Raw genomic sequence first — 24,724 nt, forward strand, 5'->3', positions numbered from 1 at the left:
GGACAGGGTTCAGGGAGGAACCCGCTCAGATCCAGACGAAGATCGCCAACAAACCGCCGAAAAAGGCCCATTTCTGCAAGTAATACAGCTTGCGGTTGCGTTTCTTCAGCTCTTTGCCCTGCAGACGAATCTTGTAGAGCCTGGAAAATGCCCGGTTCAGCCACCCCGTCTTGTCACTCGCATCGTTAGGCGCGCCGGCGGCGGCCATCACGGTACGGCTGAACCAGCGGTTGAACGCAGTGGCCCAGGAAAATTTCATGGGGCGTTCCACGTCACAAAACAAAATAATGCGATTGTGTGGCGTGGTGTTCTCGGCGTAATGAATGAACGTCTCGTCGAACATCACCGCTTCGCCATCACGCCAATGGTAAGGCTCGCCATCGACGTTGATATAACAGCCGGCATCATTGGGCGTTTCCAGGCCCAGGTGATACCGATACGACCCTGCGTACGGGTCGCGGTGACGGACCAGTTTCGACCCCGGTGGCAATTGCGCGAACATCGCGGCCTTGATCGATCCGATGCTTTGCACCAGCTCCGTGGTCCGCGGGCAGAGCTTCATGGCCGAGGGATGGCTGTCGCCGTACCACTTGAGGTAAAAACGCTTCCAACCGGTCTTGAAGAATGAGTTGAAACCAAGATCATCGTATTGATGGGAGCGCTTGATTTCCCCCGCTTGCAACAGGTTCTGGCCTTCGGCACGGATCTCCTGCCAGTGGGCCTGCAACGGGCTCAGGTCGGGAAAATCCGCCGGATTGAGGAAAGGCTTGTTGGGCAGTTTCGAACACAGGTAAAGCAGGCAGTTGATCGGCGCGAGAAAGGACGAATGGTCGCTCAACTGGCGTCCGAACTTATGCCGTACATGCCCACGCAGATGCACATAGCCGATGGACAGGATATAGATCGCGATAATGATGAGCTTCACGGAATCGATCACAAATAGGAGTGAACAGGCGGTTCCCCCCGGCCAGCCGAGTGACAAGGGAGACGGCGTCGGGTGAGATGGCATTTTAGCCAGAGTTTGTAGCCGAAAGTTATCCTTCAGTTGTGAAAAACTGTCATGCCGGGGCAATACCCTATCGTTAATGCGGCCAGATCAGTACAATCGCCGCCAAACATCACGCGCCCCCTTTGGCCGATACCGGAAACCCGGCTTCGGCGCACGTCTATTCGGGCCGGGCGCTCCGTATGCTGCTGTCCTCTTATGCCGGATGGACCCTTGCGCTTGCGACCGCGATGCCTTAGTGCGGTCGGGACCTGCGCAAACAGGTACTGAACAGGTACTGCCGCACCCTTAGCTACTCTGAATGTTCCGCAGGATAAACCTTTGATCTCTACAGCTAACATCACCATGCAGTTCGGCGCCAAGCCGCTGTTCGAAAACGTCTCGGTCAAGTTCGGCGCGGGTAACCGCTATGGCCTGATCGGCGCCAACGGTTGCGGCAAGTCGACCTTCATGAAAATCCTTGGCGGCGATCTTGAGCCGTCCGGCGGCCAGGTGATGCTCGAGCCGAACGTACGCCTGGGTAAATTGCGCCAGGATCAGTTCGCCTACGAAGAATTCACCGTGATCGATACCGTGATCATGGGCCATGAAGAGCTGTGGAAGGTCAAGGCCGAGCGCGATCGCATCTATTCGCTGCCGGAAATGACCGAAGAAGACGGCATGGCCGTGGCCGAGCTGGAAACCGAGTTTGCCGAGATGGACGGCTACACCGCCGAATCCCGCGCCGGCGAACTGCTGCTGGGCCTGGGGATTGGCATCGAGCAGCATTTCGGCCCGATGAGCGAAGTGTCGCCAGGCTGGAAACTGCGTGTGTTGCTGGCCCAGGCACTGTTCTCCGACCCGGAAGTGCTGCTGCTGGACGAGCCGACCAACCACCTGGATATCAACACCATCCGCTGGCTGGAAAACGTGCTGACCCAGCGTTCGAGCCTGATGATCATCATCTCTCACGACCGTCACTTCCTGAACAGTGTCTGCACCCACATGGCGGACCTGGACTACGGCGAGCTGCGCCTGTTCCCGGGCAACTATGACGAATACATGACCGTGGCGACCCAGTCCCGCGAGCAGCTGCTGTCGGACAACGCCAAGAAGAAGGCACAGATTTCCGAACTGCAATCGTTCGTCAGCCGTTTCTCGGCCAACGCCTCGAAAGCCAAGCAAGCCACCTCCCGCGCCAAGCAGATCGACAAGATCCAACTGGCCGAGGTCAAGCCATCGAGCCGTGTCAGCCCGTTCATTCGCTTCGAGCAGACCAAGAAACTGCACCGCCAGGCGGTCATTGTCGAGCGCATGGCTAAAGGCTTTGACGGCAAGCCGCTGTTCAAGGACTTCAGCTTCACCGTCGAAGCCGGCGAACGCGTGGCGATCATTGGCCCGAACGGTATCGGCAAGACCACCCTGCTGCGCACCCTGGTCAATGAACTGGAACCGGATGCCGGCACCGTGAAATGGACCGACGCCGCGGAACTGGGCTACTACGCCCAGGACCATGCCCACGACTTCGAAGACGACGTCAACCTGTTCGACTGGATGGGCCAATGGACCCAGGGCGGCGAACAACTGGTGCGTGGCACCTTGGGCCGCATGCTGTTTTCCAACGACGAGATCCTCAAGTCGGTCAAGGTCATTTCCGGGGGTGAACAGGGCCGCATGCTGTTCGGCAAACTGATCCTGCAAAAGCCCAACGTGCTGGTCATGGACGAACCCACCAACCACTTGGACATGGAATCCATCGAAGCGCTGAACCTGGCGCTGGAAAACTACCCGGGCACGCTGATCTTCGTCAGCCATGACCGGGAGTTCGTCTCCTCCCTGGCCACCCGCATCATCGAGCTGAGCGCCGACGGCGTGGTCGACTTCAGCGGCACCTATGACGACTACCTGCGTAGCCAGGGTGTGGTGTTCTAAGGGCAGCTCCGAGTTGTAAGCTTCACGCAGCAAGTAAAAAGCCCTGTCCACTGTGACAGGGCTTTTTGTATTTCAAGGCGCATATCCCGTGATGCAGTTCATGCAAGAAGAATGAGGAAATCCGTGGCGAGGGAGCTGGCGCCCTCGCCACGGATGACTTCGTCGCCCCGTTGAACGGCAACCAATATAGCCATCCGACGAACACATGCGTCATGAACACGCTGGGCTTTAACAGCACAATGAAGGAATGGCGTTGCGCGGGTTAGGCTTATGAAGAAGTTTGTCTAATATTATTCATTCTTATTGTCTGGACTTTCGCCCCTCTCAGCAGTAGCACGTTAAAATCCACCGGTGGCATGCCTGATTTTCCTGTCACGGCAGAATAACTCGGCGGAGGAGAAGGAGGGGGGGCAGTAGCAGCAACGTGTGGATCGCCAGCCCCTATCGACGCTAGGGATTCATAACTCGGGGGAGCAGTCGCAGCGTATGGATCGCCAGGCCCTATCGACGCTAGGGATCCATGACGCGGGGGAGCAGTCGCAGCGTATGGATCGCTACCCCCTCTCGACGCATTGCCTGTGGAGCGCGAAGAAGCTCCAACGCTAGGCCGTGGACGCGCACCGGGCATTCTATTCATTGTTGGGGTCATCCTAAATGCCGACACCCCTAAACCAATCGACGCCCCCGCCGCTACCGAAGCAATGGCGATAAACACGATGCGAGCCGTGTTGTCGTCGGTGCGAGCTGCACCAACACCTGTGGCGACAGCTATAACGCCTAAAAGCAAGGCGCCCAACGCCGCGTTAACAACGAAGTGCCCCGTAGGGTCTACCTCATCGAGCGGCCTCTGGCTGTATGCATACCCATTCAGCCCCCCCTTGCCGAACGGACTCCAGCTGTCCGGACTATGGAATCGCATGAGCACCGGGCTATACACCCGGTAACCCTTTCCCAACATATATCCTCCGGTCTGAGCCTCCCTCAGTTCACCATTGAAACCCAGTTCGGTACTGATAGGTTGTTCGGCGCTACGATGGCCATAAGGGCTGTAAGCAAGAGAATGGGTTGAGTCGGAGCTGACTTCATTCATTACACTGTTGGTGAAGTTACTGGCCAGTAACAGTGTGTTGTCGCCCTGACGCTCTGCCAGTAAATGGTCATCGCCGCGCATGAAGGTACTGCTCCGCTCCCCGTTCACAAGGTTGGCGATGTGATCGCCCTTGTAAAAATGTTGCTGGGAACCGCCACCGTCATCGTTATTGGATAACCGGTCCAGCGGATCATATTGGAAGTTACCCGTTTTACCCGATCCGGACTCACTCACACTGAGCAGCCGATTAAGCGCGTCATATTCCAAGACTCGGCCTTGCTCGTCTTGAATCAGGTTACCGTTGGCATCATAGGAAAGCACCAACTCGTCTGGATGCCCCGCATCCCCTGAATGGGTGACTCGACTCAGTTGGACAGGGTCTTGCGGGTTTTCATAATGATATTCGGCCATGTTGTTTTTCCCATCGGCCGTCTCTGTGATGACGATGATCAGATTATCCATCGCATCGAAGATAAAGGTTTGCCCCGAGAGCCTGTTGCCATACGGATCAATTGGCGGTTGGCTGCCCGCACAGGTATACGTCTCCAGGCGTCCACGAAGATCATAGGCATAGGTTTCGTCACGCAGCGTCTGGGCGCCTTCGGTCAAGGTGCGTCGCACGAGACAGTCAAACTCGTCGTATACCTGATCCAATACCTGGATAACGCCATCAAGGTCGAACGTACGCTTTATTTCGCGATGAAACTCATCGTATTCAAGGCTGATACCAAGGGTTCTCGCCGGTGCGCCGTCGACAATGTCTTGCGTGGTGATGGTAGCGACACGCCCCAAGGTGTCGTAAGTGAAGGCCGACGAAGTCGTCCCCAGGGATGTACGCTCCAATCGACCTTCAGGGTCATATTCATACTGCTGTATTTGATCGAGCACATCGGTATAGCTGGGCGGTAGTGAACTGATCGTCTATGACAGCGAACACAGCTTCCCCGGCCCGTCAGGCCGCTACCTGCCACGTGTCAGCCGTCACGAGATTTATCCCGATGGCGCCCCTGACAACCCGGACAAGGTGCAAGTCGAATACACCTATCTGGATGATAAGAACTTTCTGGGCAACACCTTGCCGATCCAATGGGGCACCGACAACAAGGACCCGCTGATCTATCAGAGCGGCACTTACGACTACAGCACCGTGGAAACCCATTACCTGGCGGGGACACCTGTGCGCAGTGTCAAACGCACGTTCAACCGTTTCCACTCGCTCATACTCCAGACCACGACGCAAGGTGACAATATCCAGGAAACCGAAACCTTTTACCCTTTGCGAAACGGCTCGGTGCTGGATCAACCGAATACCTATCAGTTGCCTACGCAGGTGATCAGTCGCTGGCGGCTTAAAAGCAAATCATTCCAAAGCGGGACTCAGTTGCGTTTCGCTGGCTATCGCTATTCCACCGAGGGTTACCGCGATTTCGACGAAGCTGTGCGCGACCGCGAGCACGACGTCCGTTTTTTTGGCAGCCGACGCAGCCGTCTCGAAGCGGCAATCAACCAGAAAATTGGGAAACACAGCTCCGTCAGGTATTGCTCTCTGTAGGGCCCGAGCCACAACAACTTAACGTGCGCTGGGCACCGGGCGACGCCCCTCAATGCCGGCTCGACGTCAATCAGCAGACGATGGAGCAGGTGCAGGGCTACCGCATTCAGGCGCTGACATGCCATTGACACGCGCCACCCAGCCACTGGCAAACAGCCTATTGTCATGCCCGATCCCACAGGAAACACCATGAAACAATCGACACGTCTGCTGCTGACATCTCTGGTGCTGGTCACCGGCAGCCCGACTTCATCCGCATTCGCCGCCGCCGATACTTGCTGGTGGGAGGCCGGAAGTGGCCCCCTGCATTTCCAGCCTCAGTTGGGCACGCTTTATGTCCCTCGGGATGCTGCCGTAGGAAGTGTCATCGGCACCTTGAACAAACACACCTTCACGAGCGGCGGTGGTTCGCAACTGGACTGCAGCATCGATACCCCCGGCATTATCCTCAACTTCCAGGCCCAGCCAACCGCCCCGCTGTTCGCCGGCCAGTTGCCGCCGGTTGACGGGATCGATGTGAACGGCAAGGTAAAGCCTGTCACCGGCCAGGTTGTGTCATCCAGGGTGACCGTTTCATCCTTCTCGGCCCCATTGATCGGCGTTTCTCCAGCGGTACCCGCCAGCGCGACCCAGTGCAGCGTCACCTCATCCCCGGCGGTCAAATTGTAAGGCGGGCCCGATAGATCAGGCACTTGCACACGAATGGCGTAGTCGGGACCATCGAGCGAATCGCAATTCAAGAACTGGCCCTTTTTATCGGGGAAGGTCGGCGCAGGGGGCTTGAAGATGACCGCGTTCACCTCGACCGGCGTGTCGTCCGAACGTTGGCGGTTGGGAGAGTTGGGGGAATTGATCCAGTACCACACCGGCACCTCGTCGCCATTGCCGCCCTTGTCGATGTAGGACCACGGAATGATTTGCGTTTTTTCATAACCCTCTTTATCAGTGGGCAAGACTGTATAATCGGCTTCGACGACGTGCTCGCCGTTCCAGTAAATCGTTACGACTTCGTCCGTCTTCACATTCGGGTACAACTCAAATACAAAGTTGGCACTTTTATTATTGTGCGCTCGGGTCAAAACGTTAGGCGTTGTTGAATTCTCGCCAAAGACGTTACCCAATGGGATGTCACCATTGATCGGATCAGGCCAAGGAATGGTGGGCGTGGGCCCCGGTAGCCAAAAATTGGTCACGACCGTAATCCCTGTTTCGATGTCCGAACCATAAGGCTCCGTACCTCGAAGTACGCGATAACTTACTTGAATACTAATCGGCCCGGTCGCAGCGCCATATTCGCTACGCAGCACGTCGGGGTCGATGCGGATGCTCTTGGTTGGGGCCAAACCCATGGTTTCCAAAGGAAGCACTGTCGTTCCCCAGGTCACCTCAATGAAATCGGTCCCCTTTCGCCCCGTATAGGTTTTGACGACCGCATCCACGCCATCCAGAGCATCTTGAAAATCGAGGAACCCCTTGAATGTCGCTTGCGGCACTTCGATTCTTTGAAGATCAGGGGGCGGCCAAGTGCCCAAGGCCACGCCCAAGTCGGTTACATCAGACAGCGGGGTGCGATTCTGCGCTTTGTCGCGCAGTGCATACACCGCATAGCAGCCACCATCCCCCTCCTCATGAATGATGTTGACAGGTATCCGTAATATCAGGTCATTCGGTACAAAATCTGTGACCGTCGGCGGGGTACCGGGCAGGGAGTCCGGCAACGGGAGTTTTCCGTACCACAGAAAATATTCATCGCTTGCCGCGCGGTCGTCATATTCGTCAAGGATCGCCGGAACCCCAGTAGGATTAGCCACCAAAACAGCATCGGTGATGGGAGACGTAATGGTTAACTTCTTGGGCTCCTTATGGTTATAGGGCGGCGTGCTATCGAAAATACGAGTGGTAGGTGTCGACCTTTCGTAGCCGCCGTTATAACTCTCTAACAACGCTCTAAATGTATAAACGCCATCGACGGCAAAGTGCTTGCGCTCAAGAGTCAGTTCAAACGGAAAATCGGCTTGCGGGTCGACCGGATAAGGAAAGCTTTTTTCAGCGACGTTCTGATAGTCTCCCTCAGCAGGCGTCGCACCCGAAGCGAACTGCAAATACATGGTCGACTCATCACCCGGAAGTGTCGGCAAGTCAGAGAAACCCAAGAATTTGACTTGCAGATCCCTATCCAGATCTTCGCCATGGAGCGTACCGTCTGTGCTATCAACAACCCTGGCCAGAAGCTCAGGAGGATCCAAAGCCTTGGGCCCTGAATGCTGTTCACGTCGCTGCGCGAGGTAGTCAATACGAGCCTGCGCCGCACTGGTTTTCTTGTCCACGCTTGCCATATCTGATTCTCCTGATATTCAGACCGTCGTGATTGGAGCTACCGCCGTAAAGCTCGGCAAACACAATGCCCATGGACATCTCGAAGCGTTTCACATCGACCAATAGGGCCTGCGACTGATTGAACGCCCTCTTTCATATCTTGGATACTGTCAGAGTTGACAGGTCGTCCTTTTACAGAGCACAAGCAGCGACTGCCCGCCAGAAAAGCCGGGGGTTCAAACCAAGGGACTATTCGCCAAGCCCGGGCCGCATCCCGTGCCAGCACATTTAGTTAGCCTGCTTTCTTTTATCCTCACCTCGCGCCATGATGAGGCTCTCTTACCGCTGCCCGCGAACGAGCCCCATGCCCACGCCCTCCTCTGCTCCCAGTTCCCTATCGATCACCCTGCAGATCGTCTCCATCGTTTTCTACACCTTCATCGCGTTTCTCTGCATCGGCCTGCCGATTGCCGTGCTGCCCGGGTATGTTCACGAACAGCTGGGCTTCAGCGCGGTGGTGGCCGGGTTGACCATCGGTTCACAGTACCTGGCGACCCTGCTCAGCCGCCCCATGGCCGGGCGCTTGTCAGACAGCGTCGGCACCAAGCGCGCCATCGTCTATGGGTTGTCGGGGATTGTGCTCAGCGGGGTGCTGACGCTGGTCTCGACCTTGTTGCAAGGTTTTCCCCTGCCCAGCCTGCTGATTCTGATTGCCGGCCGCTTGCTGCTCGGCGTGGCCCAAGGGCTGATCGGCGTGGGCACCATCAGCTGGTGCATGGGCCAGGTGGGTGTGGAGCACACGGCCCGCTCGATTTCCTGGAATGGCATCGCCTCTTACGGGGCCATTGCCATCGGTGCCCCGCTGGGAGTGGTGATGGTCGGTGGACTGGGGTTCGCCAGCCTGGGCATTGCGTTGTCGTTGCTGGCGGGCGCTGCGCTGTTGATGATTCGCAACAAACCGTCGGTGCCGGTCATTCGTGGCGAGCGTTTGCCATTCTGGGCGGTGTTTGGGCGCATTGCGCCGTATGGGGCGGGCCTGAGCCTGGCGTCGATCGGCTACGGTACGCTCACGACGTTCATCACACTGTTTTATATCAGTCGCGGCTGGACCGGCGCGGCCTGGTGCCTGACGGTCTTCGGTGTCTGCTTCATCCTGGCGCGATTATTGTTCATTTCCAGCATCGCTCGCTTCGGTGGCTTCAACTCTGCCATTGCCTGCATGAGTATCGAAACCCTCGGCCTGGTATTGCTGTGGTTGGCGCCGTCCACCGCGTTCGCCCTGGTCGGTGCCGGGCTGGCTGGCTTCGGGCTGTCGCTGGTATACCCGGCGCTGGGAGTGGAGGCCATCAAGCAAGTGCCGAACACTAGTCGTGGCGCGGGATTGAGCGCCTATGCGGTGTTCTTTGACCTGGCGCTGGCGATTGCCGGCCCGCTGATGGGCGCGGTGGCATTGAACCTGGGCTATTCGTCGATCTTCTTCTGCGCCGCGTTGCTGTCCGTCAGCGGCCTGGGGCTGACCTTGCTGCTGCGTCGCCGGGCCATAAACTCACCTTATTGATCGGCCGTCCTCATCCCCGCCCGGGTCGGCTTGCCCAAGGCCTCGCCGAAGAAGCGACTGGCCTCGGAAATCATGGTGCGGTGGATATCCTTGCGGTCGACACCGTCAGCGTCGGTGCACAACGCCGGCATCGCGGCGATCTGTTCATCGGTACACGGGGCCAGGAAGACAAAATGCCCCGCTCCGGCCAGCGTCTTGAAATCCGGTGCGGTAGGCAGCTTGCGGGCCAAGGCGGCGGCGTTTTTATCGAAAGCCACCAGCTTGTCGCCGTCGCCACTGTACAACAGCACCGGTACATGGACGTCGGCCAGGGTGTGACGGCCAAACTTCAGGCTCAACGGCGCCATGAGCAACAATGCCCGGACCCTGGGGTCGGCCACCGGGTACAGGTCGTCGCGATCGGCAATCAACTCGCCCTGGGTGTTACAGGCGTCACGGTCATCCGGTCGCTCCTGGCAGTAGCGACGCAGGCGGTTGAGATCCGGCGTCGCGCCGGACAGGATCAGCGCCGTCTCGCCACCGGCCGAATAGCCGATCACCCCGACCTGCCCGGCGTTGACGAACGGCGAGAGCATCGGGTCGTTCAACGTTGCGGTAATGGCTTCGGAAATCTGGATCGGCCGGCCATACAGGTTGCTCAGGGTCCCGAGCCGGCTGTGGTCCTGGGCGTTGTCGCCGGGATGAATCACCGCCACCACCACGAACCCCCGGCGCGCCAGGGAAGTGGCCAGGTCATGCAGGGCCAGCGGCGTACCGGTATTGCCATGGGACAGCATCAGCAGCGGAAAGCGGCCGATGGCGATCTGTGCGTCTGGCGCGGCATCGATCTGGTAGCCACCCAGCAGGCTGGACTGTTCCCGGTCGGTGGACGGATAAAAGGCGATGGCGTGCATCGGCTGCTGATCCAGCGGATCGAGAAAGCTCAGTTCATGGAAACCGGCGCTCCAATGCGGATGCGGCCCCGGTGCGGCCTGCACTGAAGCGAGACTGGCTAACAAGCAAAGCAGCAGCGCTGCACCAAAACGTGTCATCGAATCTTCCACCTTCACCAGCGCACGGGAAGGCCCCGCCGCTCGCAATCCTGGCCGTGCATAACCTGCGCCATAACGCCCAGCGCCGAATGCAGAAAACCCTGCATCCCGACCATCCAATGACGACGAGAATACAGGGTTTTACCAAGGTTGCCCGAAGAGCTTGGTGCCTTTACGCAAGCCTTACGCAGCGGCGAACTGCTGGCCGATCTGCAACGTGGCTTCGCGCATGGCTTTGGTGCGCATATCATCACCGTAGGCCAGGCCTTCGGCGCGGACGAATTCGATATCGGTGATGCCGAGGAAACCGAACATCTGCTTGAGATACTCCTCGTGACCCACTCCGCTCGGTTGGCCGGCATGCAAACCGCCTGCGGTGGAGACAATCACCAGTTTCTTGCCGCCACACAGGCCTTCTGGACCGGCTTCGGTATAGCGAAACGTCTGGCCGGCCACGGCAATGCGGTCGATCCAGGCCTTGAGTTGGGTCGGAATGCTGAAGTTGTACATGGGCGCAGCGATGACCACCGCATCAGCCGCCAGGAACTCGGCCATCGTCGACGCACTGAGATCGGCTTCGTGTTTGAGGGCCGCGTCGCGCAATTCGGCGCTGGTGCCGGCGGCAACCAGGGTCTGGGCGGAAAAATGACTGATGGCGTCGGCCGCCAGGTCGCGGTAGGTCACCGTGATGCCTGGCTCGGCAGCTTTCCAGGCTTCAACCACTTCACGGCTCAATTGGCGGGAAGCAGAGTTATCGCCGAGGATGCTCGAATCGATGTGCAGCAATTTCATGTGAGTGCTCTCCAAGTGAGGACCGCAACCAGGCGATCAATTGAAGACAATCCTATAGATCGAGCCAATATTCGATAAGTGAGCATAAATGCGATAGTTTGTCCCACTGATAGGACAATCGAGCCAGACATGCAAGACCTCAATGACTTGTACTACTTCGCCAAAGTCGTCGAAGCCGGCGGTTTCGCGGCGGCCGGGCGATTGCTGGGCATTCCCAAGTCGCGATTGTCGCGGCGTATCGCCGAGCTGGAAGAGCGCCTCGGCGCCCGCCTGCTCCAACGCACTACTCGCCAATTGAAACTGACCGCGGTTGGCGAACGTTATCTGCGCCATTGCCAGGCCATGTTGCTGGAGGCCGAGATGGCTGACGAAGCGGTGGCAAGCATGTCCAGCGAGCCCCGTGGGCGCCTGCGGGTTTCGAGCCCGGTCGGGCTGGCTCATCAGTTCCTGCCGGTGGTGATCGAGACCTTCCTGGCGAAATACCCTTTGGTGCAACTGGATATGACCCTGCTCAACCGGCGGGTGGACTTGATCAGCGAAGGCATCGATGTGGCGTTGCGCGTGCGTGACCTGGGAGACGAAGACCCGCTGCTGATGACCCGGCGCCTGCGCCAGGCACGGCTGATGCTGGTTGCCAGCCCAGCCTTTGTCGAAGGACGGCGGATCGAAACCCCGGACGATCTCAAGCCATTGCCAGTGCTGGGAGCCCTTGAAGCGGATCGCCTGGTGCACCTGCGCCTGGTCAAGACCAACGGGGAAAGTGTCGAACTGGCTCTGGAGGCCCGCCTGGGCATCGACGACTTTGTCGTACGCCGTGCCTGCACCCTTGCCGGCTTGGGTTTTACCTTACTGCCAAGTATGTATTGCGAGCAGGAATTGCAAGACGGCACACTGGTGGAATTATTGCCTGGATGGTCGCTACCCGATGGCTGGCTGCAGGCGGTCTACCCGCATCGACGCGGCATGCTGCCGGCGGTGCGCGCATGGATCGACCATCTGGTAGAAGCGTTCGAAGGCTGTGGAGATAGAAAGATATGAGCTTGAGCGAAGAGGATGTCGCGCAATTTTGCCTGGGCTTGCCCGGTGCTCGGGAAGACTACAAATGGGGCGGCGTGCGGGTGTTCTCCATCGCCGGAAACAAGATGTTCGCTCTCCAAGGCCTGCGCAGCGATTCGTTGGCGTTCAAGGTCGACAAGGATCTGTTCCTCGGTCATTGCGACCGCCCGGGCATTCATCCGGCGCCCTACCTGGCGCGGGCCCAGTGGATCATCATGCACCTGCCCTACCCGCTGGGCGCCGACGAGCTGCAAGGCCTGCTGCAACGCTCTCACCAATTGGTGGTCAGCAAATTGCCCAAGCGCACCCAGGTCGGGTTGCTGCTCTAGAACAACGCCAGCAGGCGCCCGAGGAACAACTGGTCGATCCAGAACACTTGGTGCAGCAGGACGATGCACCAGAACACCACCTGGAACGACACCTTGCGGGTTTTGTGGCGAAACACCTGCTGGGCCAGCAATGCCCCCGGCCAACCGCCCGCCAGTTCCACGGCATGCAGCACATTCTCGGGGATGCGCCAGGCGTCGGCACGGGCCTTGCGCTTGTCACTCCAGTAGAGCAGAAACGCCACCAGACTGACGAGCCCATAGGCTGTCATCGGCACCCAGGACACGGCTCGCAATCCGAGCATGAGCGAACCGAACAACGGCAAGGCACACAGCAGCGCAAACACGATCAACTTGAGCCGCAGGTTCTGCACGGCACTGTCGGCAGTGCGCGCGGAGCGTTTGCGGGCGCCGAAATCGTTCATGGCCGGGCTGCCGCCCAGTCCACCCAACCGAATTGCCAGGTTGCCAGGATCAACAGGCCGAACGCGATCCGATACCAGGCGAACACCGCGTAGCTGTGACTGGCGATAAAGCGCAGCAGGCCCTTGACCGCAATCATGGCGAAGATGAACGCGGTGACGAAACCGATGGCGAACACCGGGAAATCCGCCGGAACGAACAGTTCGCGGTACTTATAGCCCGAATAGACGGCTGCCCCGACCATGGTCGGCATCGCCAGGAAGAACGAAAACTCGGTCGCGGTCTTGCGTGACAGCCCGAACAGCAACCCACCGATGATCGTTGCGCCCGAACGGGAAGTCCCGGGAATCATCGCAATGCACTGGGCCAGGCCGACCTTCAGCGCATCCTTCCAACTGATCTCATCCACCGTTTCGGCATGCACTTGATGCTGGCGCTTCTCGGCCCAGAGCATCACCAAGCCACCCAACACCAGCGCCATCGCCACCGTGACGGGGTTGAACAGGTACTCGTGGATCAGATCAGCAAACAGCACGCCCAGCACCACGGCGGGCAGGAAAGCGATCAGCAGGTTGGCGGTAAACCGGCGAGCGCTGGGTTGCGTCGGCAAGCCCAGCACCACGTCGAAGATCTTGCGCCGAAACTCCCACACCACCGCCAGGATAGCGCCAAGCTGGATAATGATGTTGAACGCCATAGAGCGCTCGCCGCCGAACTCGAGCAAGTCGGCGACAATGATCTGGTGCCCCGTGCTGGAAATCGGCAGGAACTCCGTCAAGCCTTCTACCACGCCAAGAATCAGTGCCGAAAAGGCGGTCCACAAATCCATTCATCCCCCAAAAGACTATGCTTGCGCAGGTCTCATCAAATTTTAAGCGGTATGCGAGTGAAAACAGCGGGTGCACGGTGACTGCGATTTTTCAGAAAAACCAATGAAAAAATCAGGACAGGCTCAGGTTTTGCGCTGCGGGGCCGAAATCCTATCAGACAAGCCCTGATAACGCTGCCGCGTTATGACCCAGGTCAATCACGCGTACCTGGCGGGCGCTAAAGTGCCGGCCGTCGTTATGACAAGAATAAAAACGGAGTGACAGCGTATGAATAGCTTGCGCAGTGTGTCGATCAGCCGACGCTTGTGGCTCATATTGGTCGTAGCCATCGTGATGTTATTCACGTTGGGCGCGTTCATGTTGAAACAGATCCACACCGACCTCTATCAGGCCAAGGTGCAGAAGACCCAGCATGTGGTGCAGACCGCCAGCGGCGTGCTGAGCTATTACCATGGTCTGGAAACTGCCGGCACCCTGACCCGCGACGCCGCGCAAAAGCAGGCCCTCAGCGCCGTGCGTGGCCTGCGCTATAACGAGACTGATTATTTCTGGATCAACGACCTCACGCCCGTCATGGTCATGCACCCGGCCAACCCGAAACTCGAAGGCCAGAACCTCTCGGCGATCCGCGACCCGAACGGTTATGCGCTGTTCAATGAGATGGTTGCCATCGCCAAGTCCAAGGGCGCCGGCATGATCAACTACCTCTGGCCGAAACCGGGGGCCGAGGCGCCGGTGGGCAAGACTTCCTACGTCAAACTGTTCGAGCCGTGGGGTTGGATCATCGGTTCGGGCGTGTATGTTGATGACGTGCAAGCCGAATTCCAGTCCCAGGTGATCAAAGCCACCGTGATCGGACTGGTGATCACCCTGCTCATGGGCCTGCTGCTGACCTTGATTGTGCGCAGCATCGTTCGCCCCCTGCAGGAAACGGTCAACGCCATGGCCAACATCGCCAGCGGCGAAAGCGACTTGACCCGCACCCTCGACACCCACGGCCAGGACGAAGTCACCCAACTGGCGCGGCACTTCAATGCCTTTACCGCCAAGCTGAGGCAAGTGGTGACCCAGCTGCAAGCCTCGGCCAGCGCGCTGGGACAATCCTCCAACGAGTTGGGCAACGACGCCGCCCAGGCACAGGAGCGCAGCCAGCAGCAATCGCAACAAATGGAACTGGTGGCCACCGCGATCAACGAAGTGACCTATGGCGTGCAGGACGTGGCGAAGAACGCCGAACACGCCGCCAGCGAGATGCGTGACGCCGAATCCCAGGCCCAGCAAGGCCAGGTCAATATCGACGGCAGCCTGCAACAGATCGACCGCCTCTCCCAGACCATCGATCAGGCGGTGGAAGTGATTCGCACCCTGGCCAGCGAAAGCACCCAGATTGGCAGCGTGCTGGAGGTGATCCGCTCAATTGCCGAGCAGACCAACCTGCTGGCCCTCAACGCCGCCATCGAAGCCGCTCGCGCCGGTGAGCAAGGCCGCGGCTTTGCGGTGGTGGCTGACGAAGTACGGCTGCTGGCCCAGCGCACGCAAAAGTCCACCGCCGAAATCCAGGCAATGATCGAACGTCTGCAGAACCATTCCGAAGCGGCGGTAAAAGTCATCAGCGACAGCAGCCGAGCCTCGCAGCTCACCATCGAACAAGCCGGCCTGGCGGGCGCCAGCCTCAACGCCATCGGCCAGGCCTTGCGCAACCTCAACAGCCTGAACGCTTCCATCGCCAGCGCCACCCTGCAACAGGCCCATGTGGTGGAAGACATCAACCAGAACGTCACCCAGGCGGCCGGTCTGTCCCACAGCACCGCCCTGGCCGCCGAACAGTCGAGCCTGGCGAGCACCCGCCTCAAGGCTCTGAGTGAGCAGTTGAACGGGTTGCTCACACAGTTCCGTGTCTAAGGATTGATGGCCCCTTTGTGGGAGGCGAGCTTGCTCGCGATGGCGACGGTACATATCAGCACTGATACAAGCTGAGCCACCGCTATCGCGAGCAAGCTCGCTCCCGCAGGTTTTTTTTGTATTGGCCCCACACCGCAAGTCCCTTGTGGGAGCGAGCCGGCTCGCGATAGCGGCGGCACAGCCAGCATTGATATTGGAGCTGGCCACTGCATAACGTTTACAATCGCCGCCCTCTCCTATTTTCCCAAGGAACCGCCATGTCCGGGCTTGAACTGTTTGCCGCAGCCCTCGGCGTGATTGCTGTCTGGTTGACGGTCAAACAGAACCCCTGGTGCTGGCCGATCGGCCTGGTCATGGTGTTGCTGTACAGCTGGATTTTCTTCGAAGTGAAGTTGTACTCAGACATGTTGCTGCAGGTGATCTACGCCGCGCTGCAACTCTATGGCTGGTGGCAATGGACCCGTGCCGGACAGCATCATGATGGCCGTCAGGTGACGTACCTGGGCACGCCGTCGGTGCTGCTCGGTCTGGCCATTGGTGCGGCAGGCAGTTTGATCCTGGGCGCCGCCATGGCGCACTGGACCGACGCCGCCCAGCCCTGGCTCGACGCGGCGCTTACCGGCTTCAGCCTCGTGGCCCAGTGGTGGATGGCGCAGAAACGCGTGCAATGCTGGCCCCTGTGGATCGCCCTGGACGTCATCTTCGTTGGCCTGTTCATCTACAAAGGCCTGCACCTGACCGCCGCACTCTACGCCTTGTTCACCCTGCTGGCCGTGCAAGGCTGGCGGGAATGGCGCGTCGACCCGGCCCTGCGCGCATGAAAGTGGTGGTCCTGACCGGTCCGGAATCCAGCGGCAAAAGCTGGCTGGCGGCGCAATTGCAGGCGCATTTCGGCGGTTTGCGCGTGGACGAATACGTTCGCCACTACATGGAACAGACCCTGCGCGATACCTGCCTGGCCGACATCACTGACATCGCCACCGGCCAATTGGCCTGGGAGGACACGGCCCGCGCCCATCAGCCCGCGTTGCTGATCCTCGACACCCATCTGTTGAGCAATATCCTCTGGAGCCAGACCCTGTTCGACGACTGCCCGGACTGGCTCGAACCGGCCTTGCTGGCACGCCATTACGATTTGCACCTGCTGCTGAGCCCCGAGCAGGTCGAATGGACCGGTGACGGCCTGCGCTGCCAGCCCGACCTGACAGCGCGCCTGCGTTTCTTCGACGCGATCGAGCATTGGCTGGTCCGGCATCGGCAGCCTTTCCAAGTCATCGAAGGTAATTGGGCACAACGTCGGGACCGGGTGTTCGCAGCCGTGACCCGACTGCTCGAAGCCTGACCCCGGTCAAAATCCCTCCTTGAGGCTAGCAGCCTTGCCCCCCCTCACCACGGGAATGTGTTCCGCTGCTGAAACACTTGCCCCGTGCCAAACCCTGCCCCCGTGCCGCTTCACACAATTGTCATCGTCACTGTAAGTTTTTTGAAACACCTGCCTCCAGGCCCCTGATCCAGAGCCAAGCGATAGCGCACGGCCATTAGCGGCCATTACGGCTGTCTCACGGATGAAACAGATCGACTTCGCGACCCACCCCAAAAAACCTAACCCATTGAATTCGAAGTCATTCCAAAACACGGCACAACACCTGCTCTCCCACTTCGCAACGCTGACAAGGGCCAGCCCACCGAAGAAGGAATCGATGCCGTGGGGACTTTCAAAAGAAGTTTGACCTGCCTGCTATTGATCGGCTGCGCCGCTGGCGCAACGCTCAGCCTACCGGTGCAGGCCGAGGGAAATGGCGTCATTGTGCTCAACCGTGACGTGCAGCCCGTCCACATCGGTCGCAACGGTGGCAAAGACCCCTACCCGACCACTGTCAACGCCAACCCATCGGACCGAATCAATCAGGCGATCACCAGCACCGAATTGAGTGACGGCGAGTTCGCCAGCGTTGCCAGCGGCTCCTCGATCCGCAACACCATTAACTCGAACACTGGCGTACAGGGCCTGAATGTCGTCACCAACCCCAACGGCATGCCGGGCATGAGTGCCGGCCACGGTGGCGGCAGTGGTGGCGCGATTTCCGGCACCATCAACCGCTCGCTGAGTTCCGGCCTGGCCCCACTGGGTCGGTTGGCGGGAGGTCAGTGACATGAAGCCAGCCTTGTTTCTGCTTGCCCTGCTCGGCACCTCCATCGCGTTCGCCGATCCTGGCGCGGCGGTGGTCAGCAGCGCCACCTTGCAAGATTCCGGCAGCCATTACACCGGCAACTTCAACGTCAACCAGGCGGCCGGCGACCAGACCCAGCAGACCAATACTCGGGCCATCGCCATCGGCACCAGCGCGCATGCCACCACCAACGTGCACCAACGTCTCGACACACCGGCTGACCCGTCCATGAACGCGACCGCCCGCATCGGCGGCAACTCTTTCACCAACGGCAACGGAGTACTGGGCGTCAACCAGTCCGCCGGAGCCAACAATCAGATGGCCAATGTCATGCGCGTGGGTATCAGCGCCCATCCGCAGAGCATTGACGACAGCGCCCTTTCTCAACAGAACGTGGCGTTGCTACCGAACTCAGGAGCAACTGGCACCCCAACCGGCAGTCGCCAGGTCGTCACCAGCGACCAGGCCTTCACCGGCAGCCGAGGGGTCATCCAGGTGAACCAGAGTGCCGGGGTGGGAAACCGTATGGCCAACACCCTGAGCATCCGGGTCGCAGACTGACCCGGCGCAGCAACCATAAGAAAAGCACTGACACTTAACCAACGACACGCAAGGAGAAACACCATGAAACCTACAATGGCACTCAAACCATTGGTTTTCGCTCTCGCCGCTGTCATGGCAATGGCCGCACAGGCCGGAGGAAACGGCAACGGTAACGGGCACGGCAATGGTCATGACCACCATGACCATCAAGGGCCAACATTGGATCAACTGCTCTCCATCAATGCCGGCGCTGGGGCTACGGTGCTGGATGAGCAGAACAGCGACGGCAACGTGGTGACCAACCAGGCCACCAAAAACACTGCTGACGCCGCAGACTCGCTCAATGGCAGCAACGGCAACATGGGCGCCAACATCGCCGCTGGCGACGGCAACCAACAAGACAACGCCGCCGCCCTGGCCACCGCCGACGAAAGCTTCATCTTCGGCTCGGCAGTTGCCGCCTCCAGCGCCACGCAAGTCAATAACAACAACTACGTTAAAAACAACTCGACCCAAAACAACGCCTCACTCACCAGTGCAGGCAACAACGGCTCCGGCAACATCGGCATCAACGTGACCGCCGGCAACTTCAACCAACAGAAAAACAACCTGGCCATCGCCGTCTCCGGAGGCCGTGTCGCACAAGCCTCTGCCTCGGCTGACCAGTCTTCCACCGGTCTTGTGGTCGACAACAAAGGCGTGCGGACCTACAAAACCGACACCCTCACCAGCACCTACAGCGCATCTGGCACGTTCAAAGCCAAAGGTACCGGTACCGCCGAGGATGATCACGGTGGCTGGGACAACAAAGGTGGCTACGGCGGTGGTCACGATGACGACAAGTTCAAGTTCTCCGCCGTGGGTACGTTTGAACTGGCCGGCAGCAACACCCAGCAGGTGCTGACGCCTGATGGCTGGAAAAACCCTGTGATCAACAACGCCACGATGCACAACTCCATGAACGGCTTCTCCGGTAACGGCGGCGCCAACGTATCGGCAGGCGTGGGCAACCAGCAAAGCAACTCGCTGTCCATCGCAGCCGGCTGCAAAGCCTGCATGTAAGCGCGTATGAAAGAAGCCCCGGAAACGGGGCTTTTTTTCCAGGTTTCCATAAGGCGTACTCATCATGCGTATGACTGCCCTTTCCCTGCTCCTGTGCTTTGCTTGCGTAGCTGAAGCGGCGCAGATGCCAGTCGCAGCCCTGCCTGGCGGCATGCTGGTCTATAAGCCGGTGCAAAGCGTACGCGAACGCAAGTTCAGCGACATCGTCGAGCAGAAAACCGATTTCAGCTGCGGCGCTGCCGCACTGGCCACGGTGTTGCGCCAGGCCTATTGGCTTGACGTCGATGAAGAGCACGTCATCAAGGGCATGTTGACCAATGCCGACCAGAACCTGGTTCGCACCCAAGGGTTTTCCATGCTGGACATGAAACGCTATGTGGAAACCATCGGCATGCGCGCCCGGGGCTACCGGATACCGCCTGAGAAACTCGAAGCGGTGACGATTCCGGTGGTGGTCCTGATGGAAATACGCGGCTACAAGCACTTCGTGGTGTTGCAACGGGCCGACAAGCAATGGGTCTACATCGGCGACCCGGTGCTGGGGCACAAACGCTACACCCATGATGATTTCGTCAAAGGCTGGAACGGCATCGTCTTTGCCATCGTCGGCCCGGGTTATGACAAGACCAATGCATTGCGCAGCCCTCCGCAACCGCTGACGGCGCGTAACAAGCTGGACGGCTTCAACCCGGTCAAGGATGCAGAACTGATGGATTTCGGCTTCATACAGAGCGACTTTTTTTAATCGCCGACAACTGCCAAAGAAAAAAGGAGCAGGACGCTCCGGGAGCAACACATGAAAACTTCACACTGGCTGTCGCTGGCCTGCCTGGCCGCGACTGCCTCGGGCTATGCCCATGCCGGATTCAAACCCATCGAGGTCAAGGACCAGGAGCTTGCCGAGCTACGTGGTCGTTATGTCATGCCCGGCCGAGTCATCAGCTTCGGCATCGTCATGAGCAGTACCTGGCGCAACGCCAGCGGCGACCTGATCGGCGCCAGCAGTTCCATGCAGATCCAGGCCGCTACCGTCAAACCCGAGTTCTACGTCTCGACCATCAAGCAGACCGGCAACGGCAGCGCGCCGGAACAGGGCAACGGCAATATTACCGGTGGCGCAGGCCTTGGCAGCAGCCAGGGCGTGACCCAGAGCGTACGCGCCGCCGGCGACGGCAACACCGCCTACAACAATGTCACCATCAATGTGAAGGAGAGCAGCCAGGCACCCGCATTGACGCCCTCCCAAGGCCAATTGCTGACCAAGGGCCAGACCATCAGCGGCAGCAACGCCGCCGGCAGTGTCGCGGTCACCGCCACCGGCAGCGGCGTGCAAATGGCGATCCAGGCCAGCCACAATCAGGGCAGCACCCTGCAACAAGTGGCCCAGGGCGGCCTGCTGCAAAACACCCGTCTGTTGGGCAACAGCAACCTGGTCAACAACATGACGCAGCTCAACGTGGTGCTGAACAATAACGGCCCCAGTGCTGGGGCGCTGGACTGCAACCTGACCCAACTACGCGGCCTTCGTAACCTCGGTTATTGAACTACGCTGTTTTGCGACCATTGGGCAATTAGGGACGGCATATTTCATGTATCGATCCGTATCGTTGCGCGCTGTGATGTGTTTAAGCACGTTGTTCCCGGCAACCGTGTTGCAAGCGGCACCGGACGCGGACATCGAGGCCCTGAAACAGGAACTTCTTGAGCTCAAGCAGCGATACGAGGTCCAGCAAAAAGCCCTGGCGGTGCTCGAACAGCGGGTTCGCCAGGTGGAGGATCAACCCGCCGCCCCACCGCCCAAACGCCTGGTCAAATCCCCGGCCGACATGAAAGGCAGCCAGACCGTGGCCGGCAGCGGTGCGCCAACGACCGGCGGCAGCGGCTACGGACAGTCCCTGGCGGATGACTCCCAACCGGCCCAGAGCGTCTCCAACCTCTATGACGAGGCCAGTGGCTTCTTTGGCGGCGGCAAATTCAGCTTCGAAACCGGCGTGACCTATTCGCGCTACGACACACGACAACTGATCCTCAACGGCTTCCTGGCCCTGGACTCGATTTTCCTGGGCAACATCAACCTCGACCGAATCAAGGCCGACACTTGGACGCTGGACCTCACCGGTCGCTATAACTTCGATAATCGCTGGCAGTTCGACCTCAACGTGCCGGTGATCTACCGCGAATCCACGTACCAATCGGGCGGCGCCAACAATGGAGCCGCCGGCGTCACCAGCGAAGAAACCGTCACCCGCGACCCCACCATCGGTGACGTCAACTTCGGCATCGCCTACAAGTTCATGGATGAATCGATCGACACCCCGGACGCAGTGGTTACCCTGCGCGTCAAGGCGCCAACGGGCAAGGATCCGTTCGGCATCAAGCTGCGCCAATCCCAGGCCAACACCAACCTGTTCGTGCCTGAAGACCTGCCTACCGGCAACGGCGTCTGGTCGATCACGCCCGGGCTCTCGTTGGTCAAGACCTTCGACCCGGCGGTGCTGTTCGGCACCCTGTCCTACACCCACAATTTCGAAGAGTCGTTCGACGACATCAGCTCAACCGTCAATCAGAAGGTACCGGGCAAGGTACGCATCGGCGACAGCTTCCAGCTTGGCGCGGGCATCGCCTTTGCCTTGAACGAAAAAATGAGTATGTCGTTCTCGGTTTCTGACCTCATACAAAAGAAAAGCAAGCTCAAGCAGGACGGCGGGGATTGGGAGTCGGTGGTATCCAGCGACGCCAATGCCGGCTACTTCAACATCGGCATGACCGTGGCGGCCAGCGACAACCTGACCATCGTGCCCAACCTGTCCATCGGGCTGACCGACGACGCGCCGGATTTCACCTTTAGCCTGAAGTTTCCGTATTACTTCTAGCGTCATCCCTGCTCGCGATAGCGGCGGCACTTCCCACATTTATGCAGGCAGGTCCACCGCTATCGCGAGCAAGCTCGCTCCCACAGGGGTTTTGGGGGACTGAACATCCAGGTTCACCGCTATTCTCCTTGTGGGAGCGAGCTTGCTCGCGATAGCGGTGTGTCAGTCCCAGCAAAAATGACCGATCCACCGCTACCCGAGCAAGCCCGCCACAAGGGGTTTTGTGTTGGCAGCCCTAGCGGATCTGATGCTTGTGCAGCAACCGATAGAAAGTCGGCCGGGACACGCCCAGCACCCTGGCCGCCACGCTCAGGTTGTCGCTGTGGCGGTTGAGCACGTCGCTCAGCGCCTGACGTTCGGCGCGGGTCTTGTAGTCCTCCAGGGTGCCCATGGGTGCAACAACACCGTGGTGACTGGCCAGGCCCAGGTCCCGGGCTTCGATCTGCCGTCCCTCGGCCAGTACCAGCCCGCGGCGGACACGGTTGGCCAGTTCCCGCACATTACCCGGCCAATCATGCATGCCCATCGCCACCAGCGCATCCTCGCTGAAGCTGCGGGGCCGGCGGCCGGTTTCCTGGCTGTAGAAATGGGAAAAGTGACTGGCTAGCATCGCCAGGTCACCATGACGTTCACGCAGCGGCGCCATCACCACCTGCAATACGTTCAAGCGGTAGTACAGATCCTCACGAAAACGCTTGTGCTCGATGGCTGCCTCCAGATCGACGTGGGTGGCCGCCAAGACCCGCACATCGACCGCAATCGGCTGGCTGCCCCCGACCCGCTCAATATGCTTCTCCTGCAAAAAGCGCAACAGGTTGGCCTGTAATTCCAACGGCAGGTCGCCGATTTCATCCAGAAACAATGTGCCGCCGTGGGCCGCCTCGATCCGCCCGATCTTGCGTTGATGAGCGCCCGTGAAGGCACCTTTTTCATGACCGAACAACTCAGACTGGATCAGGTGCTCCGGGATGGCCCCGCAGTTAATGGCTATGAAGGGCTTATTGCGGCGGTGAGACTGAAAATGCAGGGTGCGCGCCACCAGTTCCTTGCCGGTGCCGCTCTCGCCACGAATCAACACGGGCGATTCGGCAGGCGCCAGTTTGCTCAGCAACTTACGCAGTTCGCGGATCGGCTTGCTGTCGCCGAGCAATTCATGTTCGGGCTGATCGATGTGAATCGAGCCCTGCCCTCGCAGGCGCGCCATGCCAAATGCCCGTCCCAGCGTCACCTGAACCCGGGAGACGTCGAACGGCAAGGTATGAAAGTCGAAAAACCACTCGCAGACAAAATCACCCACATTTTGTAAGCGCAGGACTTCCTGGCTGAGCACGGCGATCCACTCGGTGCCGCTGCGACTGATCAACTCCTTGACCGCTTCCGGACGGTCCAGGTGAAAAGGCTGCAAACGCAAAAGCCCCACGTCACAGGTTCGGTCGGCGGCATGCTCGAGAGAGCAACTGTCGACGTCCCAGCCAATGGTACGCAGGCCAGGCAACAGGCGATGACAGTCATCGCAGGGATCAACCACGAGCAGACGACGCGACGTACTGGCTTCGATCATGACTGATCCTTGGCGCCAAAATTAAGAAATATGAGTAGAAACAGTCGTTTGGCGAACCTGCATGTAACAGTAGCAAGAAGTTGACACGCCCTTGTATCAATTGATTATCGACATCGCTACAAAACGGTTATAAGCAAGCCTTTGATAAGTTGCCGGTGCGTTAAATCTTTCATCCAGCTTTCAAACAAAAGCCCACGGGCCTTGTCTGAAAGAAAGTCGAAATTTATTTGAAGATTGTGTGACCTGTCCCCCTATTGCGGACATCAGTACAAGTAACCAGCCGCACGGTACGCCCAACCGACGGCAGATCATTTGATTGGGCACACTTAAGAGAAAATGCCATGAACGCCCCGCTCCGTATCAACGAAGCTCTTTTGATTGCCGACCGCGCATTCCGTCCTTTCCAATGCGTGGCCTGGGCTCCCCAAGACGGTAACGGCGAACTGAGCCTGACCGTCATCGACCGCACCAATACTCATATTGGCCGCACTCAGATTCCAAGCAGCGCTTATACCGACCCCGCCCAACTGGCCAACCTGTTGAAACAGGCCCGTGCTGAATTGAGCCAGGAAGGTTACAAACTGCAATCCTGGTCCATGCCTGAATAACGCGCTCATAGAGCCGGTTATTGATTAAAGACTCGGCAGTGGGTCGAAAAGCCATCGTTATGGCACGAATCGCCCTTATATCTATAGTGCCTGACAGTTGTGCACTGTCACGT

The 24,724-nt window shown here is 59.0% G+C and carries 22 protein-coding genes and 1 pseudogene; 15 read left to right on the forward strand and 8 right to left on the reverse strand.

From position 1 onward, the window contains the following. Nucleotides 1–25: 25 nt before the first annotated feature. Nucleotides 26–925: a lipid A hydroxylase LpxO gene (gene lpxO / locus SGN16_RS15825; RefSeq protein WP_335945221.1), complete on the reverse strand. Its 900-nt coding sequence runs from the start codon at nucleotides 923–925 to the stop codon at nucleotides 26–28. A gap of 402 nt (nucleotides 926–1,327) precedes the next feature. On the opposite strand from lpxO, the gene SGN16_RS15830 reads away from it, so the two are divergent. Further along, on the forward strand, nucleotides 1,328–2,917 hold the full coding sequence (locus SGN16_RS15830) for an ABC-F family ATPase (protein WP_003181279.1): 1,590 nt from the start codon (nucleotides 1,328–1,330) through the stop codon (nucleotides 2,915–2,917). Between the two features lie 268 nt (nucleotides 2,918–3,185). Here the strand turns inward: SGN16_RS15830 and SGN16_RS15835 are convergent, their stop codons facing one another. Beyond that, nucleotides 3,186–4,895 carry an RHS repeat-associated core domain-containing protein gene (locus tag SGN16_RS15835; RefSeq protein WP_335945220.1) on the reverse strand — a complete coding sequence of 570 codons (1,710 nt, stop codon included), beginning with the start codon at nucleotides 4,893–4,895 and terminating at the stop codon, nucleotides 3,186–3,188. 469 nt (nucleotides 4,896–5,364) lie between these two features. Here SGN16_RS15835 and SGN16_RS15840 point away from each other — a divergent pair. Then, nucleotides 5,365–5,541, forward strand: a pseudogene (locus SGN16_RS15840) (fimbria/pilus outer membrane usher protein); the annotation flags it as partial. Nucleotides 5,542–5,891: 350 nt separating this feature from the next. On the opposite strand, the gene SGN16_RS15845 reads toward SGN16_RS15840, so the two are convergent. Then, complete coding sequence (locus tag SGN16_RS15845; RefSeq protein ID WP_335945219.1) at nucleotides 5,892–7,895, reverse strand: hypothetical protein; 2,004 nt, start codon at nucleotides 7,893–7,895, stop codon at nucleotides 5,892–5,894. A 344-nt stretch (nucleotides 7,896–8,239) separates the two neighbouring features. On the opposite strand from SGN16_RS15845, the gene SGN16_RS15850 reads away from it, so the two are divergent. Then, nucleotides 8,240–9,433: an MFS transporter gene (locus SGN16_RS15850; RefSeq protein WP_335945218.1), complete on the forward strand. Its 1,194-nt coding sequence runs from the start codon at nucleotides 8,240–8,242 to the stop codon at nucleotides 9,431–9,433. Here the strand turns inward: SGN16_RS15850 and SGN16_RS15855 are convergent. Both SGN16_RS15855 and SGN16_RS15860 read right to left on the reverse strand, forming a co-directional pair. Beyond that, nucleotides 9,427–10,464 carry a dienelactone hydrolase gene (locus tag SGN16_RS15855; RefSeq protein ID WP_335945217.1) on the reverse strand — a complete coding sequence of 346 codons (1,038 nt, stop codon included), beginning with the start codon at nucleotides 10,462–10,464 and terminating at the stop codon, nucleotides 9,427–9,429. The genes SGN16_RS15850 and SGN16_RS15855 overlap by 7 nt on opposite strands. Before the next feature lie 183 nt (nucleotides 10,465–10,647). After that, nucleotides 10,648–11,256, reverse strand: a complete 609-nt coding sequence (locus SGN16_RS15860) for an FMN-dependent NADH-azoreductase (RefSeq protein WP_335945216.1) — start codon at nucleotides 11,254–11,256, stop codon at nucleotides 10,648–10,650. Nucleotides 11,257–11,385: 129 nt separating this feature from the next. On the opposite strand from SGN16_RS15860, the gene SGN16_RS15865 reads away from it, so the two are divergent. Together SGN16_RS15865 and SGN16_RS15870 are read left to right on the forward strand one after the other, a co-directional pair. Beyond that, nucleotides 11,386–12,294 carry a LysR substrate-binding domain-containing protein gene (locus SGN16_RS15865; protein ID WP_210638973.1) on the forward strand — a complete coding sequence of 303 codons (909 nt, stop codon included), beginning with the start codon at nucleotides 11,386–11,388 and terminating at the stop codon, nucleotides 12,292–12,294. Then, nucleotides 12,291–12,641, forward strand: coding sequence for an MmcQ/YjbR family DNA-binding protein (locus SGN16_RS15870; RefSeq protein ID WP_210638974.1), 351 nt, complete (start codon nucleotides 12,291–12,293; stop codon nucleotides 12,639–12,641). The genes SGN16_RS15865 and SGN16_RS15870 overlap by 4 nt, the downstream gene beginning before the upstream one ends. Here the strand turns inward: SGN16_RS15870 and SGN16_RS15875 are convergent. Together SGN16_RS15875 and SGN16_RS15880 are read right to left on the reverse strand one after the other, a co-directional pair. After that, on the reverse strand, nucleotides 12,638–13,063 hold the full coding sequence (locus tag SGN16_RS15875) for a DUF1294 domain-containing protein (protein ID WP_335945215.1): 426 nt from the start codon (nucleotides 13,061–13,063) through the stop codon (nucleotides 12,638–12,640). The two genes, SGN16_RS15870 and SGN16_RS15875, sit on opposite strands and share 4 nt — an antisense overlap. Further along, nucleotides 13,060–13,890 carry an undecaprenyl-diphosphate phosphatase gene (locus SGN16_RS15880; RefSeq protein ID WP_210638976.1) on the reverse strand — a complete coding sequence of 277 codons (831 nt, stop codon included), beginning with the start codon at nucleotides 13,888–13,890 and terminating at the stop codon, nucleotides 13,060–13,062. Before SGN16_RS15880 ends, SGN16_RS15875 begins: the two co-directional genes overlap by 4 nt. A 268-nt stretch (nucleotides 13,891–14,158) precedes the next feature. Between SGN16_RS15880 and SGN16_RS15885 the strand changes: the two genes are divergently transcribed. From SGN16_RS15885 to SGN16_RS15925, 9 genes are all read left to right on the forward strand, one after another. Then, entirely contained in the window at nucleotides 14,159–15,793 is a 1,635-nt protein-coding gene (locus SGN16_RS15885) for a methyl-accepting chemotaxis protein (RefSeq protein WP_335945214.1), read from the forward strand. A gap of 257 nt (nucleotides 15,794–16,050) precedes the next feature. Next, the gene (gene pnuC / locus SGN16_RS15890; protein WP_210638978.1) at nucleotides 16,051–16,614 is read left to right on the forward strand and encodes a nicotinamide riboside transporter PnuC; all 564 of its coding nucleotides are present in this window, start codon (nucleotides 16,051–16,053) and stop codon (nucleotides 16,612–16,614) included. Next, on the forward strand, nucleotides 16,611–17,135 hold the full coding sequence (locus tag SGN16_RS15895) for an AAA family ATPase (RefSeq protein ID WP_335945252.1): 525 nt from the start codon (nucleotides 16,611–16,613) through the stop codon (nucleotides 17,133–17,135). The genes pnuC and SGN16_RS15895 overlap by 4 nt, the downstream gene beginning before the upstream one ends. A 363-nt stretch (nucleotides 17,136–17,498) precedes the next feature. After that, the gene (locus tag SGN16_RS15900; protein WP_335945213.1) at nucleotides 17,499–17,945 is read left to right on the forward strand and encodes a hypothetical protein; all 447 of its coding nucleotides are present in this window, start codon (nucleotides 17,499–17,501) and stop codon (nucleotides 17,943–17,945) included. A gap of 1 nt (nucleotide 17,946) precedes the next feature. Continuing rightward, complete coding sequence (locus SGN16_RS15905) at nucleotides 17,947–18,525, forward strand: adhesin (protein ID WP_335945212.1); 579 nt, start codon at nucleotides 17,947–17,949, stop codon at nucleotides 18,523–18,525. Between the two features lie 63 nt (nucleotides 18,526–18,588). Next, complete coding sequence (locus SGN16_RS15910; RefSeq protein ID WP_210638981.1) at nucleotides 18,589–19,569, forward strand: heme utilization protein; 981 nt, start codon at nucleotides 18,589–18,591, stop codon at nucleotides 19,567–19,569. Nucleotides 19,570–19,633: 64 nt separating this feature from the next. Further along, nucleotides 19,634–20,314, forward strand: coding sequence for a C39 family peptidase (locus SGN16_RS15915; protein ID WP_210638982.1), 681 nt, complete (start codon nucleotides 19,634–19,636; stop codon nucleotides 20,312–20,314). Nucleotides 20,315–20,365: 51 nt separating this feature from the next. After that, the gene (locus tag SGN16_RS15920) at nucleotides 20,366–21,112 is read left to right on the forward strand and encodes a hypothetical protein (protein WP_210638983.1); all 747 of its coding nucleotides are present in this window, start codon (nucleotides 20,366–20,368) and stop codon (nucleotides 21,110–21,112) included. Nucleotides 21,113–21,158: 46 nt separating this feature from the next. After that, on the forward strand, nucleotides 21,159–22,442 hold the full coding sequence (locus SGN16_RS15925; RefSeq protein ID WP_210638984.1) for a hypothetical protein: 1,284 nt from the start codon (nucleotides 21,159–21,161) through the stop codon (nucleotides 22,440–22,442). A 235-nt stretch (nucleotides 22,443–22,677) separates the two neighbouring features. On the opposite strand, the gene SGN16_RS15930 is transcribed toward SGN16_RS15925, so the two are convergent. Beyond that, on the reverse strand, nucleotides 22,678–24,003 hold the full coding sequence (locus SGN16_RS15930) for a sigma-54 dependent transcriptional regulator (RefSeq protein WP_210638985.1): 1,326 nt from the start codon (nucleotides 24,001–24,003) through the stop codon (nucleotides 22,678–22,680). 341 nt (nucleotides 24,004–24,344) lie between these two features. Between SGN16_RS15930 and SGN16_RS15935 the strand changes: the two genes are divergently transcribed. Further along, entirely contained in the window at nucleotides 24,345–24,611 is a 267-nt protein-coding gene (locus SGN16_RS15935; protein ID WP_003181216.1) for a hypothetical protein, read from the forward strand. Nucleotides 24,612–24,724 lie beyond the last annotated feature (113 nt).

This window comes from Pseudomonas sp. G166, assembly GCF_037027455.2.
In the GTDB taxonomy this organism is placed as follows: Bacteria; Pseudomonadota; Gammaproteobacteria; order Pseudomonadales; family Pseudomonadaceae; genus Aquipseudomonas.

Bases quoted from the DNA above. Each gene is read 5' to 3' on its own strand.
- SGN16_RS15845 (WP_335945219.1), bottom strand. From the start codon at position 7,895: ATGGCAAGCGTGGACAAGAAAACCAGTGCGGCGCAGGCTCGTATTGAC.
- SGN16_RS15850 (WP_335945218.1), top strand. From the start codon at position 8,240: ATGCCCACGCCCTCCTCTGCTCCCAGTTCCCTATCGATCACCCTGCAG.
- SGN16_RS15855 (WP_335945217.1), bottom strand. From the start codon at position 10,464: ATGACACGTTTTGGTGCAGCGCTGCTGCTTTGCTTGTTAGCCAGTCTC.
- SGN16_RS15860 (WP_335945216.1), bottom strand. From the start codon at position 11,256: ATGAAATTGCTGCACATCGATTCGAGCATCCTCGGCGATAACTCTGCT.
- SGN16_RS15865 (WP_210638973.1), top strand. From the start codon at position 11,386: ATGCAAGACCTCAATGACTTGTACTACTTCGCCAAAGTCGTCGAAGCC.
- SGN16_RS15870 (WP_210638974.1), top strand. From the start codon at position 12,291: ATGAGCTTGAGCGAAGAGGATGTCGCGCAATTTTGCCTGGGCTTGCCC.
- SGN16_RS15875 (WP_335945215.1), bottom strand. From the start codon at position 13,063: ATGAACGATTTCGGCGCCCGCAAACGCTCCGCGCGCACTGCCGACAGT.
- SGN16_RS15880 (WP_210638976.1), bottom strand. From the start codon at position 13,890: ATGGATTTGTGGACCGCCTTTTCGGCACTGATTCTTGGCGTGGTAGAA.
- SGN16_RS15885 (WP_335945214.1), top strand. From the start codon at position 14,159: ATGAATAGCTTGCGCAGTGTGTCGATCAGCCGACGCTTGTGGCTCATA.
- pnuC (WP_210638978.1), top strand. From the start codon at position 16,051: ATGTCCGGGCTTGAACTGTTTGCCGCAGCCCTCGGCGTGATTGCTGTC.
- SGN16_RS15895 (WP_335945252.1), top strand. From the start codon at position 16,611: ATGAAAGTGGTGGTCCTGACCGGTCCGGAATCCAGCGGCAAAAGCTGG.
- SGN16_RS15905 (WP_335945212.1), top strand. From the start codon at position 17,947: ATGAAGCCAGCCTTGTTTCTGCTTGCCCTGCTCGGCACCTCCATCGCG.
- SGN16_RS15910 (WP_210638981.1), top strand. From the start codon at position 18,589: ATGAAACCTACAATGGCACTCAAACCATTGGTTTTCGCTCTCGCCGCT.
- SGN16_RS15915 (WP_210638982.1), top strand. From the start codon at position 19,634: ATGCGTATGACTGCCCTTTCCCTGCTCCTGTGCTTTGCTTGCGTAGCT.
- SGN16_RS15920 (WP_210638983.1), top strand. From the start codon at position 20,366: ATGAAAACTTCACACTGGCTGTCGCTGGCCTGCCTGGCCGCGACTGCC.
- SGN16_RS15925 (WP_210638984.1), top strand. From the start codon at position 21,159: ATGTATCGATCCGTATCGTTGCGCGCTGTGATGTGTTTAAGCACGTTG.
- SGN16_RS15930 (WP_210638985.1), bottom strand. From the start codon at position 24,003: ATGATCGAAGCCAGTACGTCGCGTCGTCTGCTCGTGGTTGATCCCTGC.
- SGN16_RS15935 (WP_003181216.1), top strand. From the start codon at position 24,345: ATGAACGCCCCGCTCCGTATCAACGAAGCTCTTTTGATTGCCGACCGC.